15 protein-coding genes are annotated in these 13,060 nt (G+C 72.1%); 14 read left to right on the top strand and 1 reads right to left on the bottom strand.

Annotated elements, in window-relative coordinates; translation table 11 throughout:
• The first annotated feature begins 14 nt into the window (after window positions 1-14).
• The 14 genes from RB608_RS07795 (at window position 15) to RB608_RS07730 (ending at window position 11,372) form a co-directional block, all read left to right on the top strand.
• The gene (locus tag RB608_RS07795) at window positions 15-863 is read left to right on the top strand and encodes a flagellar hook-basal body complex protein (protein ID WP_308087239.1); all 849 of its coding nucleotides are present in this window, start codon (window positions 15-17) and stop codon (window positions 861-863) included.
• Window positions 864-1,026: 163 nt separating this feature from the next.
• Complete coding sequence (locus RB608_RS07790; RefSeq protein ID WP_308087238.1) at window positions 1,027-1,302, top strand: flagellar FlbD family protein; 276 nt, start codon at window positions 1,027-1,029, stop codon at window positions 1,300-1,302.
• Window positions 1,299-2,069 (top strand): MotA/TolQ/ExbB proton channel family protein, encoded by a 771-nt coding sequence (locus RB608_RS07785; RefSeq protein ID WP_308087237.1) that lies wholly within the window; start codon window positions 1,299-1,301, stop codon window positions 2,067-2,069. Before RB608_RS07790 ends, RB608_RS07785 begins: the two co-directional genes overlap by 4 nt.
• A gap of 1 nt (window position 2,070) precedes the next feature.
• Window positions 2,071-3,084 carry a flagellar motor protein MotB gene (locus RB608_RS07780; protein WP_308087236.1) on the top strand — a complete coding sequence of 338 codons (1,014 nt, stop codon included), beginning with the start codon at window positions 2,071-2,073 and terminating at the stop codon, window positions 3,082-3,084.
• Window positions 3,081-3,509 (top strand): flagellar basal body-associated FliL family protein, encoded by a 429-nt coding sequence (gene fliL, locus RB608_RS07775; RefSeq protein WP_308087235.1) that lies wholly within the window; start codon window positions 3,081-3,083, stop codon window positions 3,507-3,509. The genes RB608_RS07780 and fliL overlap by 4 nt, the downstream gene beginning before the upstream one ends.
• Window positions 3,510-3,637: 128 nt before the next feature.
• The gene (locus RB608_RS07770; RefSeq protein WP_308087234.1) at window positions 3,638-4,555 is read left to right on the top strand and encodes a flagellar motor switch protein FliM; all 918 of its coding nucleotides are present in this window, start codon (window positions 3,638-3,640) and stop codon (window positions 4,553-4,555) included.
• Between the two features lie 5 nt (window positions 4,556-4,560).
• Window positions 4,561-5,364 (top strand): flagellar motor switch protein FliN, encoded by an 804-nt coding sequence (fliN, locus tag RB608_RS07765; RefSeq protein ID WP_308087233.1) that lies wholly within the window; start codon window positions 4,561-4,563, stop codon window positions 5,362-5,364.
• 5 nt (window positions 5,365-5,369) lie between these two features.
• Window positions 5,370-5,843 carry a flagellar biosynthetic protein FliO gene (locus RB608_RS07760; RefSeq protein WP_308087232.1) on the top strand — a complete coding sequence of 158 codons (474 nt, stop codon included), beginning with the start codon at window positions 5,370-5,372 and terminating at the stop codon, window positions 5,841-5,843.
• Window positions 5,840-6,610 (top strand): flagellar type III secretion system pore protein FliP, encoded by a 771-nt coding sequence (gene fliP / locus RB608_RS07755; protein ID WP_308087231.1) that lies wholly within the window; start codon window positions 5,840-5,842, stop codon window positions 6,608-6,610. The genes RB608_RS07760 and fliP overlap by 4 nt, the downstream gene beginning before the upstream one ends.
• A 24-nt stretch (window positions 6,611-6,634) precedes the next feature.
• Window positions 6,635-6,904 (top strand): flagellar biosynthesis protein FliQ, encoded by a 270-nt coding sequence (fliQ, locus tag RB608_RS07750; RefSeq protein ID WP_257430391.1) that lies wholly within the window; start codon window positions 6,635-6,637, stop codon window positions 6,902-6,904.
• 4 nt (window positions 6,905-6,908) lie between these two features.
• Window positions 6,909-7,676 (top strand): flagellar biosynthetic protein FliR, encoded by a 768-nt coding sequence (locus tag RB608_RS07745; RefSeq protein WP_308087230.1) that lies wholly within the window; start codon window positions 6,909-6,911, stop codon window positions 7,674-7,676.
• 2 nt (window positions 7,677-7,678) lie between these two features.
• Window positions 7,679-8,818: an EscU/YscU/HrcU family type III secretion system export apparatus switch protein gene (locus tag RB608_RS07740; protein WP_308087229.1), complete on the top strand. Its 1,140-nt coding sequence runs from the start codon at window positions 7,679-7,681 to the stop codon at window positions 8,816-8,818.
• A gap of 206 nt (window positions 8,819-9,024) precedes the next feature.
• On the top strand, window positions 9,025-11,094 hold the full coding sequence (gene flhA / locus RB608_RS07735) for a flagellar biosynthesis protein FlhA (protein WP_308087228.1): 2,070 nt from the start codon (window positions 9,025-9,027) through the stop codon (window positions 11,092-11,094).
• Window positions 11,095-11,096: 2 nt separating this feature from the next.
• Window positions 11,097-11,372, top strand: a complete 276-nt coding sequence (locus RB608_RS07730; RefSeq protein WP_308087227.1) for a hypothetical protein — start codon at window positions 11,097-11,099, stop codon at window positions 11,370-11,372.
• Here the strand turns inward: RB608_RS07730 and RB608_RS07725 are convergent.
• Complete coding sequence (locus RB608_RS07725; protein WP_308087226.1) at window positions 11,353-12,921, bottom strand: GAF domain-containing sensor histidine kinase; 1,569 nt, start codon at window positions 12,919-12,921, stop codon at window positions 11,353-11,355. The genes RB608_RS07730 and RB608_RS07725 overlap by 20 nt on opposite strands.
• Window positions 12,922-13,060 lie beyond the last annotated feature (139 nt).

Here is a 13,060-nt window from a genome sequence, read left to right as displayed (position 1 = left end):
AGAAGGAGAACACCATGCTTCGCTCGCTCTTCGCCGGCATCTCCGGCCTGCGCGTCAACCAGACCATGCTCGACGTCACCGGCAACAACATCGCCAACGCGAACACGACCGGCTTCAAGGCCAGCACCACCGTCTTCGCCGACACCCTCAGCCAGCAGCTCACCGCTGCCTCGGGCGGCAATGCGGAGCGCGGCGGCACCAACCCGATCGAGATCGGGCTCGGCGTCCAGCTCGCCGCCACCATGGCCAACTTCGGGCAGGGCTCGGCCCAGCTCACCAACCGGCCCACCGACCTGATGCTGCAGGGCGACGGCTTCTTCGTGCTGCGCGACGGCCAGGAGGACGTGTACACCCGCGCCGGCGCGTTCACGTTCGACCAGAGCGGCGTGCTCGTGGCTCCCAACGGGATGCGGGTCCAGGGCTACGCCCTCGACGGCGCGGGCCTGCCGACCGGTGGCCCGATCGACGTCGACCTGAACCTGATCGACGGCACCCTGCCCGCCGGCGTCGACCTGACGTCGTACTCCATCGGTCCCGACGGCAAGCTCCGCGGCGTCTTCTCCGACGGTGTGCAGCGCGACATCTGCCAGCTGGCGGTCGCGGACTTCACCAACCCGATGGGCCTGGAGAAGGTCGGCGACACCGCCTTCCGCGAGTCCGCCAACTCCGGCCCCGTCCAGCTCGGCGTCGCCGGCCAGGGCCAGCGCGGCCAGCTGATCGCCGGCCGGCTCGAGATGTCGAACGTCGACCTGTCGGCCGAGTTCACCAACCTGATCCTCGCCCAGCGCGGCTTCCAGGCCAGCTCCCGGGTGATCACCACGAGCGACCAGGTGCTCGAGGAGCTCGTCAACATCAAGCGCTAGATCGGCCCGCAGGGATAGTCCCTGCTCAAAAGCACCACGACACACCAGAAACGCGTGCTTTTGGTCAGGGACTAACGCAACCGGCCGATGGGACCTGCGGAGCGCCACGGACGGCGCTCCGAACCAGCCCCTGACACGGAGCCACGCACACGGAGGTGCCGCGGTGATCTCGCTGACCCGACTCTCGGGGACGACGTTCCTGCTGAACGCGGACCTGATCGAGCGCGTCGACTGCACGCCGGACACCGTGGTGACCCTGGTCGACGGGACGAAGTACATCGTCGCCGAGTCCCTCGACGAGGTGCGCGACGAGGTCGTCGACTACCGCTCCGCCATCGTGGCCCGGGCCGCGCTGCCCGACGCCTCGACCATCCCGCCCGTGCGGCCGACCCGCCCGAGCCGGTTGAGTGCCGTACGCCCGCGAGGAGTCACGCCGTGAAGGACATCGCCACCCCCGTCGGGATCGGCGCCGCCCTCAGCGTCATCATGCTCGCCAACATCCTGGAGGGCGGCAGCCCGGCGAGCCTGTTCCTGATGCCGCCGATGCTGCTGGTCTTCGGCGGCACGCTCTGCGTGGCCGTCGCCGGCGGGACGCTGGGCGACGCCAAGAACGCGGTGCGCTCGGCCAAGAACGCGCTGCTCGGCAAGGTGGCCTCCTCCGCCGACGTCGTGCCGGTGATCGTCAGCCTCTCCGACGCCGCGCGCCGGGAGGGGATGCTCGCGCTCGAGGGCCGGGTGGGCGACATCGACGACCCGTTCCTCGTCAAGGGAGTCACCCTCGCGGTCGACGGGACCGACCCGGAGGAGCTGCGGGAGATCCTCGAGGCCGAGCTGCATGCCAAGAAGGCGGTCGACAAGCACGCCGCGAAGTTCTTCACCGACGCCGGCGGCTACGCCCCGACGATCGGCATCGTCGGCACCGTGATGAGCCTGGTGCACGTCCTGGAGAACCTCGCCGACCCCGGGGCGCTGGGGCACAGCATCGCCGCCGCCTTCCTCGCCACCCTCTGGGGCGTCCTCAGCGCCAACGTCCTCTGGCTGCCGATCGCGGCCCGCCTCAAGCGGCTCAGCGAGCTCGAGTGCACCCGGATGGAGATCGTGATCGAGGGCGTCGCCGCGATCCAGGCCGGCTCCAACCCGCGGATCGTCGCCCAGAAGCTCCAGTCCCTGCTGCCCGCGCAGGAGCAGCTGAAGGAAGCGGCCTGACATGTCGCACCCCCGGCGCCGACGACGCGAGATCGAGGAGGAGCACGAGAACCACGAACGGTGGCTCGTGTCCTACGCCGACATGATCACCGTGCTGATGGCGCTGTTCATCGTCATGTTCGCGATGAGCCAGGTCGACGAGCAGAAGTACCAGCAGCTCAAGGACGGCCTCGCGGACGGCTTCGGCCGCGAGAGGTCGATCCTCAACGGCGCCAGCCCGGTCAGCAACGCCAAGGGCACCAGCGACCCCGGCGAGGCGTCGTACGCGATGCTCCTCGCGCAGGTCCCCGAGGCACAGCAGGAGACGGTCGCCAAGATCCTCGAGGAGTCCGAGCGGCTGCGCAGGCAGCGGGCCTACGGCGACGCCCGGACCGAGGCCGACCGGCTGCTGAAGGTCTGGCGCAGGATCGACCGGGCGCTGCGCGACCAGGGTCTGCGCGACGATGTCCGGGCGTCCATCGACGACCGCGGCCTCGTGGTCAGCCTGGTCTCCCAGCACGTCGTCTTCGAGCCCGACGTCGCCGAGCTGACCGACCGGGGCCGCCGGGTCGTCGACACCATCGCGCCGGTGCTCGCCGAGCTGCCGGAGCCGGTCGAGCTCGACGGCCACACCAACCAGGAGCCGGTGAAGCCGCGGTACTACCCGTCGGACTGGGAGCTCTCCGTGGCCCGCGCCGTCCACGTGCTGCGCCGGCTCGAGGGCGACCACGGGATCCCGGCCCGGCGACTGCGCGCCACCGGATTCGGTCACACCAAGCCGCTCGTCGACCCCGCCGTCCGCGGCTCCCAACGGGTCAACAAGCGCGTCGACATCCTCGTCCTGAGCCAGCAGCCGGCCGAGACCCGGGCACTGCTCGGCGAGGCGTACGCCGAGCTGCGCCGTGCGGCCGGTCTGGGCGACCTGCCGACCGCCCCCGCCGACCCGGCCATCCCGGCCGATCCCGCCGGTGACGGCACCGACGGCGGCTCCGCCGCCACCACCCCCACCCGCTCCCGAGGAGAGGACCGACCGTGACCACGAGCGTCGCCGCACCCGCACCGCCCGAGCAGACCACGAGCGGCAAGGGCCGCACCGTCGCGATCGCCCTCCTCGTCGTCGGCCTGCTCGCCGGCGCGGCCTGGTTCCTGGTGCTGAAGCCCACCGGCGACGGCGAGCCGAAGCCGGGCGAGGTCGCCCCCCTGGAGGCGATCCAAGTCAACCTGGCCGGCGGGCACTACCTCCGGCTGGGCATGGCGCTCCAGCTGACCACGGCCGCCGAGGAGGTCGACGGCAGCAAGGCGCTCGACTCCGCGATCACCGTCTTCTCCGGCCTCCCGGTCGAGGAGGTCACCAAGCCCGACGTGCGGGAGACCCTGCGCCAGCAGCTCGTGGAGCGGCTGAAGGAGCGCTACCACGGCGAGGTGATGGAGGTGTACTTCACCGAGTACGTCACCCAGTAGGCCTGCGTCGGAGCAGGACCCGGGACCCCACCCGGGACCCTGCGTGGCCCGAAGTGACCACGGGACCCTGACCGCCCGGCGTCCCGACGACCCCTCAGGTCCGCGAGCACCGCGACGATGGGCTCGTCGTGACCCTCCAGCGGCCGCGCCGGCGACCTCGCACGGCCGAACCCACGCCGTACGACTTCCGGCGTCCGATCCAGCTCTCGCGTGAGCACCAGCGCACCCTCCAGCTCGGCTTCGACAGCTTCGCGCGCCAGGCGACCACGGTGTTCACCAGCTCGCTGCGCACCGTGTGCACGGTCGTGCTCACCGGCATCGAGCAGCGCACCTACGCGGAGTACGTCGACAGCCTCGGCCCCTCGACGTACATGACCCTGTTCAGCGCGGACCCGATCCCGGGCACCGGCGTGCTGGAGATCCCGCTGTTCGCCACCATGTCGTGCCTCGACCACATGCTCGGCGGCCCCGGCTCCGAGGAGCAGCCCGACCGCCCGCTGACCGAGATCGAGGACGGGGTGTTCCGCGGGCTGGTCGAGCGGCTGCTCGGCGAGATGCGCTACTCGCTCGACGGGATCGTCACGCTGGAGCCGATCGTCACGGGCATCGAGTACAGCCCCCAGTTCGCGCAGGTCGCCAGTGCCGCCGACGTGATGGTCGTGGTCACCCTCGAGCTCCGGATCGGCGAGCACGCGCACCGGATGTCGGTCTGCCTGCCGTTCGGCGGCCTGCTTCCCCACCTCGCCAACGCTACCGGCAACGGCGCCGTCTCCGACCGCGAGCGGGCGCAGCGCGCCCACTCCGCGGGCCTGCTGCAGGAGCAGTTCCAGCGGGTGCCGGTCGCGGTCTCCGTCCGGTTCCGGCCGCTCCCGGTCGACCCGGCGACGCTCGCCGACCTGCGCCCCGGGTCGGTGCTCCGGCTGAGCCATCCGGCCTCCGCGCCGCTGGACGTGACCGTCGCCGGCAACACCTTCGCCCATGCCACCCCCGGAGCCCGCGGCCAGCACCTGGCCGCCCTCATCGTCACCACGCCCGAGGAGTCCTGATCCCCATGACCGACGTGCTCGACCCCACCCTGCTCGCCGAGGCCGTCGCTGTCGCGGCGGCCGCTCCCCTGCCGGCGGTCACCCCGCTGGCCCCGGGCCCGGCCCAGCCCGGCTCCCCGCACGTCACCGCCGCGTTCGCCGGCGGCGCGATCGCCGAGCTCGACGGCGGGGTCCCCGGGGCGGTCGTCGTCCTCGTGGGCACCGAGCTGGTCGAGGCGCTCGCGTCCAGCCCGATCGGCGCGCTCGACGTCGCCGCCGCCGTCCAGCCGGCCCTGGACGCCGCGGCCCGCCGGCTCGGCGCGCACGCCCGCGGAGCCCGCACCCTCGCCCTCGACGTCGAGGGCTACGACATCACCGCCGAGCTGGGCGGTCCGTTCCGGACGGTGCCCCTCATCGGTGCCGGCATCGCGGCCGCGGTCCTGGTGTCCGAGGCCACCCTGGCCGGCGCCCGCGAGCCGATCCCGGACAGCACCGACGACGACCTCGGTACGACGGCCGCGGCGGCCGACGTCGTCGAGGACGCGCCGTTCGTGCCCGCCTTCGGCGCGCCCTCCGCACCCCCGCGCGGCCTCGAGCTGCTCCAGGGCGTCGACATGGAGGTGACCGTCGAGCTCGGCCGGACCCGAATGACGGTGCGCGACCTGCTCGCCCTCACGCCCGGTGCCGTGCTCGAGCTGGACCGCGCGGCCGGCAGCCCGGCCGACCTGCTGGTCAACGGCCGGCTGGTGGCTCGCGGCGAGGTCGTCGTCATCGACGAGGACTTCGGCCTGCGGGTCACCGAGATCGTCGACGCGAACGCCGCGGTCTGACGCCGATGCTGGACAGCTCCGGCGGCGTGGGCCTGGGCGAGCTGGCCGTCCGCCTGGTCGGCTCGCTCGCACTGGTCGTCGGACTGCTGCTGCTCATCGCCCGGCTCGTCAACCGCCGGTTCAAGGCGCCCGCCGGTGCGGCCGTCCAGGTGGTGCAGCGCCAGGCGCTCGGTCGCGGGCAGGGCGTGGTGGTCGTCGCGGTCGGCACCCGGATCCTGGTGCTCGGCACGACCGAGCAGCAGGTCACCCTGCTCGCCGAGGTCGAGCCGGACGAGATCGGGCTGGACCTGACCGCGCCGGAGCCGGCCGGGGCGGAGTCGGCCCGGGCGGCCTCCGCCGGGGCGGCGCCGGCCGCGGAGGAGGGCCGGCCGGCCGGCGTACCGGTCCCCGGCCCGACGGGGCCGCTCGGGGGCTCGGTGCTCTCCCCGCAGACGTGGAAGGACGCCATGGCCGCCGTCACCGGGAAGCGGGCGTCGTGACGACCCTCTCCCTGGCGGCGTCGCGGATCGCGCTCGTCGTGTCCGAGCTCGCCGCCGAGCCGGTGGGGCCCGACGGGCCGAACGGCCCCGGCAAGGGCGGCACCGTCCAGATCGACCTGTCGGGGATGACCGACAAGCCCAGCCACAGCCTGCTGGTCTTCCTCGCGCTGACCCTGCTCAGCCTGCTGCCCGCGATCGTGCTGACCTGCACCAGCTTCACGAAGATCCTCGTCGTGCTGGGCCTGACCCGCAACGCGCTCGGCCTCCAGCAGACCCCGAACAACCAGGTCCTGGCCGGACTCGCCCTCTTCCTGAGCCTGTTCATCATGGCGCCGGTGCTGTCGCAGATCAACGACGAGGGCGTGCAGCCCTATCTCGACGGCGACAAGACGACCTCGGTCGCCTTCCAGGACGGCATGGCGCCGCTGCGGGAGTTCATGCTCGACAACACCGACGACGGCGAGCTGCAGCTGCTCACCAGCGTCGCCGACCGCAAGCTCCCCGAGAACCGCGACGACGTCTCGACGGCGACCCTGATCCCCGCGTTCGTGCTCTCCGAGCTCAAGGACGCCTTCATCATCGGGTTCATCATCTTCATCCCGTTCCTCGTCATCGACATCGTCGTGAGCGGGGCGCTGATGAGCCTGGGCATGATGATGATGCCTCCGGTGATGGTGTCGCTGCCGTTCAAGCTGCTGCTGTTCGTGATGGTCGACGGGTGGGCGCTGATCATCAGGTCCCTCGTGGCGTCGTACGGGACGGGATAGCCGGGTGAGCCAGGTGATGGAGCCATGACCGACACCGCGATCATCGAGATCGCCCTCAAGACCATGCTGGTGGCGCTCAAGCTGTCGGCGCCGATCCTCGCGACGTCGCTGGTCATCGGCTTCGCCATCTCGCTGTTCCAGTCGATGACCCAGATCCAGGAGTTCACGCTCTCGTTCGTGCCGAAGCTGGTCGGCGTCGGCGTGGCGCTGCTGGTCTGCGGCAACTGGATGCTGCACACCCTGATGGCCTTCACCCGCGAGCTCTTCGACCTGCTCCCCGGCCTGCTGGTCTAGGGCAGTGGTCCTCTCCGTCGACGGTGCCGCGCTCAGCGCGCTGCTGCTCGCCTCGGTGCGGGTGGTGGCCTGGCTGGTCGTCGTACCCCCGTTCGCGACGCGGGGCATCCCCACCATGGCGAAGGTGATCCTCGCGATCGGCCTCTCGCTGGCGATGGCACCGACCTTGGCGACCCAGGAGCTGCCCGGTACGACGCCGGGGCTGGTGCTCGCGACCGCCGCCCAGGCGCTGATCGGGGTCGGCATGGGCTACGTGACGATGCTGCTGTTCTCCGCGATCGGCGCGGCCGGCGCGCTGATCGACGTCTTCGGCGGCTTCGCGCTCGCCGCGGCGTGGGACCCGCTGTCGATGAACTCCAACACCGTCTTCGGCCGCTTCCACCAACTGCTCGCGACCGCGCTGCTCGTCGTCTCCGGCGGGCACCTGATCGTGATCGGCGGTCTGCTCAGCACTTTCCGCTACCTGCCACTGACCGGCATGCCCGACGTCGCCAGCTGGGACGGCGTGCTGCTGACGGCGTTCTCGATGTTCTTCACCGTCGCGGTGCAGATGGCGCTGCCGATGATCGCCGTGCTCTTCGTCGCCGACCTTGCCCTGGCGCTGCTGACCAAGGTGGCGCCGCAGCTCAACGCACTCAGCGTCATGTTCCCCGCGAAGGTCGGCCTGACCCTGCTGCTGCTCGGCCTGTCCTTCCCGATGCTGCCCGGCGCCCTCGACCGGCTCGTCGACTACGCCAACCAGGCCATGTCCGCCATGTCCGGGGCGGGGTAGCCATGGCCGCCAGCAGCGAGGAGAAGACCGAGAAGCCCACCCCCAAGCGGAAGAAGGAGGGCCGCAAGGAGGGACAGGTCCCCCGCACGCCCGAGTTCGGGGGGTGGCTGGGCCTGCTCGTGGTGGGCCTGGCGATGGGGCCGCTGCTCGACCACGAGCTGGACGCGCTGCGCACCATGATGGCCACCGCGCTGCGCTCGGCTGAGAACCCGTCGGTGTCGCTGGCGCTGACCCTGCTCGGCGACGCGGGCCGTCACGTGCTCGTGAGCCTGGTCGTGCTCGGCTCGATGGTGCTGGTCATCGGCGTGGTCTCAGCACTGGCCCAGGGCGGCTTCTACCTCGCGCCCAAGCTCGCGAAGCCGGACCCCAAGAAGCTCAACCCGATCCAGGGGGCCAAGCGGCTGCTCGGCCCGCACGCGTTCTGGGAGGGCGCGAAGGTCCTCGTCAAGAGCGCCGTGGTGGCCTTCCTCGCCTGGGGCGCGGTGCAGGCGATGATGCCGCTCGTCGGCGGCCTGCTCCCGATCCAGGTCGTCCTCCACCAGGTCGGCGCCGAGGTCTCCCGCCTGCTGCTGACCGTCGCCCTCGCCGGTCTGGTCATGGCCGCGGCCGACTACGCCATGATGCGGCGGCGGATCGGCAAGCAGCTGCGGATGAGCCACAGCGAGATCAAGCGGGAGCACAAGCAGGCCGAGGGCGACCCGCTGGTCAAGGGCGCCATCCGGGCCCGGCAGCTGGCCGCCGCCCGGAACCGGATGATCGCCGACGTCCCCACGGCGGACGTGCTGCTCGTGAACCCGACGCACGTGGCCGTCGCCCTGCGCTACGACCCCGAGCGGGGCGCGCCCCGTGTGGTCGCCCGCGGCGCCGGGGCGATCGCTGCCCGGATCCGGTCGGTCGCGGCCGAGGAGCGGGTGCCGCTGGTCCAGGACGTGCCGCTGGCCCGGGCGCTGTACCGGCACTGCCAGGTCGGCCAGGAGATCCCCCGCGAGCTGTGGTCCGCGGTCGCGCAGGTGCTGGCCTTCGTGCTCAGCCGCCGCAACGCGGGCCAGTACGGCGGTGAGCACCGCACCCCGCGTCGTACCGACGACCTTCCGGAGGTGCTCGCCCTCTCCCGGCGCCGGCGGGCCGCGGAGGGTGCATGAATCCCCGGCTGACCGGGGACTCCTGCACTTGTTGGGGGTTGCAACACCTGACAAGCGCATGAATCCCCGGCTGACCGGGGATTCATGCAGCACGTCAACCGCTCATCCCCAGCCCACACCTGCCGATGGAGCCAGCGACGCCAGGACGGCGCCACCTCGCAGTGCCACGGACGGCGCGACCTCGTCGAGAGGGCTGAACCCACCGCATGTCCGTGAAGTCGCTGACCCGGCTCGGTGTCCCGCTGGGCATCGTGCTGATCGTCGTCATGCTGGTCGTGCCGCTGCCGGCGATGGTGCTCGACCTGATGATCGCGCTCAACATCACCGGTGCGCTGCTGGTGCTGATGGTGGCGATGTTCATCCACAAGCCGCTGGAGTTCGCCGCCTTCCCCTCGGTGATCCTGGTGATGACGCTGTTCCGGCTCGCGCTCAACGTGAGCGCGACGCGCCTCGTCCTCCTCGACGGGTACGCCGGCAAGGTGATCGACACCTTCGGCCACTTCGTCGTCGGCGGCTCCCTCATCGTCGGGCTGATCGTGTTCGCGATCCTGCTCGTCATCCAGTTCGTGGTCATCACCAACGGCGCCGGGCGGGTGGCCGAGGTGGGCGCGCGGTTCACGCTCGACGCGATGCCGGGCAAGCAGATGGCGATCGACGCCGACCTCAACTCCGGGCTCATCGACGAGGAGGAGGCCCGGCGCCGGCGCGCCGAGGTGCACGCCGAGGCGGACTTCCACGGCGCGATGGACGGTGCGTCGAAGTTCGTGAAGGGCGACGCGATCGCGGCGATCGTGATCACCCTGGTCAACCTGTTGGGCGGCTTCGCGATCGGGGTCGCGCAGTACGGCATGCCGTTCGGCGAGGCGATCAACACCTACTCCCTGCTGTCCATCGGCGACGGGCTGGTCTCCCAGGTGCCCGCCCTCCTGCTCAGCGTCGCGACCGGTCTGATCGTGACCCGCTCGGTCGCCGACTCCGACATGGGCTCCGACATCGTCGGCCAGGTCTTCGCCCGCAAGATGCCGCTGCGGGTGGCCGGCTTCGGCGCCCTGGCGCTGTGCGTCATCCCCGGCCTGCCGAAGCTGCCGTTCCTCGTCGCCGGCGGCCTGATGCTGCTCGGCGCGAGCCGGGTCGACGAGTCGGGCGGCGACCGGACGGCGGGCACCGATGCCGACGTCACCGCCGGCGAGCTCGCCCAGGCGGCGGACACACCCGAGGCGCTGGTGGCGGAGATCCGGGTCGACCCACTGGGCCTGGAGCTCTCGGCGGATCTGATCGACCTCGTCGACAGTCGCACCGGCGGCGACCTGCTCGACCGGGTCAAGGCGCTGCGCCGCAAGGTCGCCGGCGAGCTCGGCATCGTGATCCCGCCGGTCCGCACCCGCGACAACCTCGAGCTGCCGGCGAACACCTACGCGATCACCCTGTACGGCGCCGAGGTGGCGCGCGGCGAGGCGCCGCGGGGCACGGTGCTCGCGATCGGGGAGTTCCTCGGCACGCTGCCGGGCACGCCGACCCGCGAGCCGGTGTTCGGCCTGGACGCGAAGTGGATCCCCGCCGAGCTGCGGCACCAGGCCGAGATCGGCGGCGCGACCGTCGTCGACCGGGCATCGGTGGTCACCACCCATCTCGCCGAGATCGTGCACCGGCACGCGAGCCGGCTGCTCGGCCGGGAGGACGTCCGGCTGCTCACCGACGTGGTCAAGCGCACCCACCCGGTCGTCATCGAGGAGCTCACCCCGACCCAGCTCCCGCTCGGCGAGGTGCAGCGGGTGCTGCGCGCCCTGCTGGAGGAGCGGATCCCGATCCGCGACCTGGTCCGGATCTTCGAGGCGCTGTCCGTCCGCGCCGCGGTCAGCAAGGACCTCGACGGCCTGGTCGAGGCGGCCCGCGCCGCGCTCGAACCGGCCCTCGCGGCGCCGTACGTCACCGACGGCGTGCTGCACGCGATCAGCTTCGACCCGCTGCTGGAGCAGCAGATGCTGGAAGGGCTGCGCCCGACCGAGCAGGGCGCGGTCGTCGTCCTCGACCCCGACACCGCACAGCAGGTGCTGCTCGGTCTGGCCCAGGCGGCGCAGGCCGCCGAGAACACCGACGTGCGACCGGTTCTCGTCTGCGCACCCGCGCTCCGGGCCGCCGTACGACGTCTCGTGTCGCCGACCGTCGAGCGTCTCCCCGTCTTCTCGTACGCCGAGCTCGGCGCGGCGCACGAGATCCGCTCGGTGGCCGTGGTGTCGGCCACCGGTGCCCGGCCCGCACTCGGAGCAGGAGTCTGACCATGATGTTCGACCTCAGGGTGTTCCTGCTCGCCGCCCTCATCGCCTCGCCCGTCGCGGTCCTCACCGCCCGGGGCGAGCTGAGCCTGGACGAGGCGCTCGGCCGGCTGCTGCTCGTGATGGTGGGCGCCACCGCGGCCGCGCTGCTGGTGCGGACGCTCTGGCCGCTGCTGGCCGGCCCCGTGCCGGACCTGCCGGGTGCGCCGGACCCGACCGCGCCGGAGGCCGGGGAGACCGCGCTGGTCGATGCCGAGGCGCTCAGCCGACCGTCGGAATGACCCACTCGAGGGTGGTGCCGGCGCCGGGCGCCGAGGTCACCTGCAGGTGGCCGCCGAGGTCCTCGGCGCGACCGCGGAGGTTGGCGGACCCGTTGCCGTCCGCGACGCCGGTCGGGTCGAACCCGGCGCCGTCGTCGACGACCCGGAGCCGGAACCACGCCGACGAGGCGGTCAGCTCGACGCTCACCGAGCTCGCCCGGGCGTGCCGGGCGACATTGGAGAGCGCCTCGCGCAGGGTGCCCAGGACGTGACCTCCCGCGTCGGGTGCGAGGGCCCGGTCGACCGGGCCGTGCAGCCGCAGCAGCGGCTGGAAGCCGAGCACGCCGGCGTACTCGCCCAGGAGCGACCGGACCTCCTCCAGCAACGATCGGTCCGTGCCCGTGCCGAGCTCGAAGATGACCGACCGCAGTTCGCTGATCGCCCCGTCGAGCTCCGCGATGGTGCCGTCGACGCGGGCCCGCAGCTCGGCGGCGTCGAGGTCGCGCGCGCCCTGCAGCTGCATGCCGGTCGCGAACAGGCGCTGGATGACGAGGTCGTGCAGGTCGCGGGCGATCCGGTCCCGGTCGCGGGCCACCAGCAGCCGGGCGCGCTCGCTCAGCGCCTGCCGCCGATCGAGGATGAGGCCGAGCTGGGACGCGGTCACCGTGACCAGGTCGAGCATGATGTCGCGCAGTGACGGCGTCTCCTCGGCGTGCTCCACCAAGATGGCGCCGGGCCCGTCGAGGCGGGTGTCGACGGGCACGACGAGGGTGGTGCGACCGCTGCCCTCGGGCCGCCGCTCCGGGACCCGGGAGACGGTGACCTCGCGGATCTGGTCGGCGTAGCTGTCGACCACGGCCGCGGCGGAGTCGGAGTCGCCCGCCGTCTGCCGGATCTCGAGCAGGCCGCCCGCCACGCCCACATAGGCGACCAGGCGCGCACCACACAGGTCGCGCAGGGAGACGACGAGCTCGTCGAGCGCCTCCTCGGCGCTCGCGGCCCCGGTCAGGTCGCGGCCGATCTCCCCCGTCGCGGCGAGCCAACGCCGCCGCCACTCCACCTGCTCATAGGTGCGGGCGTTCTCGATCATCACGCCGGCGGCCCGGGCAAGGGCCTCGACCAGCGCCTGGTCGGTGGCGGTGAACTCCATGCCGCCGCGCTTGTTGCCGAGATAGAGGTGCCCGAACGCCCGCTCCCCGACGAGGACCGGCGCCCCGAGGAAGCGGTCGATGACCGGATGGCTGCCGGGGAAGGTGCCGGACGAGACGGGATGCTCGGCCACGTGCTCGACCCGGATCGAGCGCCGCTCGCGCGGCACCAGCCCCAGCAGCCCGTGTCCCTTCGGCATCATCCCGACCTGGTCGAACTGCTGCCCCGCCTCGGCGTTGGGCACCAGGTCGATGAAGGCGCCCTCGTCGTCGACGATCCCCAGGACGCCGTACTCGGCGTCGGTGAGTTGGCAGGACGCCTCGACGATGCGGCTGAGGACGCCGCGCAGGTCCAGGTCGGACCCGATGGCGACCACCGCGTCCAGCAATGCCCGCGCCTCGGTCGGCAGCTCCAGGTCCATCCGGCGTCGATCCCCTCCGACAGCGATCGTTGACGCCCCAGGCTATCCCTCTACTTTACTTTCCCGGCGAGGCGCGTGGTGCCCATCGGCACCGGGACCGGGGTCCTGAGGACTCGGGACCCCGGCCTCCGCGCCCGCC

The organism is Nocardioides sp. LHD-245 (genome assembly GCF_030929495.1).
GTDB lineage: Bacteria > Actinomycetota > Actinomycetes > Propionibacteriales > Nocardioidaceae > Nocardioides.
This window is presented reverse-complemented; position numbering and strand designations above follow the sequence as displayed.

Bases quoted from the DNA above. Each gene is read 5' to 3' on its own strand.
- RB608_RS07780 (WP_308087236.1), top strand. From the start codon at position 2,071: ATGTCGCACCCCCGGCGCCGACGACGCGAGATCGAGGAGGAGCACGAG.
- RB608_RS07740 (WP_308087229.1), top strand. From the start codon at position 7,679: ATGGCCGCCAGCAGCGAGGAGAAGACCGAGAAGCCCACCCCCAAGCGG.
- fliQ (WP_257430391.1), top strand. From the start codon at position 6,635: ATGACCGACACCGCGATCATCGAGATCGCCCTCAAGACCATGCTGGTG.
- fliN (WP_308087233.1), top strand. From the start codon at position 4,561: ATGACCGACGTGCTCGACCCCACCCTGCTCGCCGAGGCCGTCGCTGTC.
- RB608_RS07795 (WP_308087239.1), top strand. From the start codon at position 15: ATGCTTCGCTCGCTCTTCGCCGGCATCTCCGGCCTGCGCGTCAACCAG.
- RB608_RS07760 (WP_308087232.1), top strand. From the start codon at position 5,370: ATGCTGGACAGCTCCGGCGGCGTGGGCCTGGGCGAGCTGGCCGTCCGC.
- RB608_RS07725 (WP_308087226.1), bottom strand. From the start codon at position 12,921: ATGGACCTGGAGCTGCCGACCGAGGCGCGGGCATTGCTGGACGCGGTG.
- flhA (WP_308087228.1), top strand. From the start codon at position 9,025: ATGTCCGTGAAGTCGCTGACCCGGCTCGGTGTCCCGCTGGGCATCGTG.
- RB608_RS07730 (WP_308087227.1), top strand. From the start codon at position 11,097: ATGATGTTCGACCTCAGGGTGTTCCTGCTCGCCGCCCTCATCGCCTCG.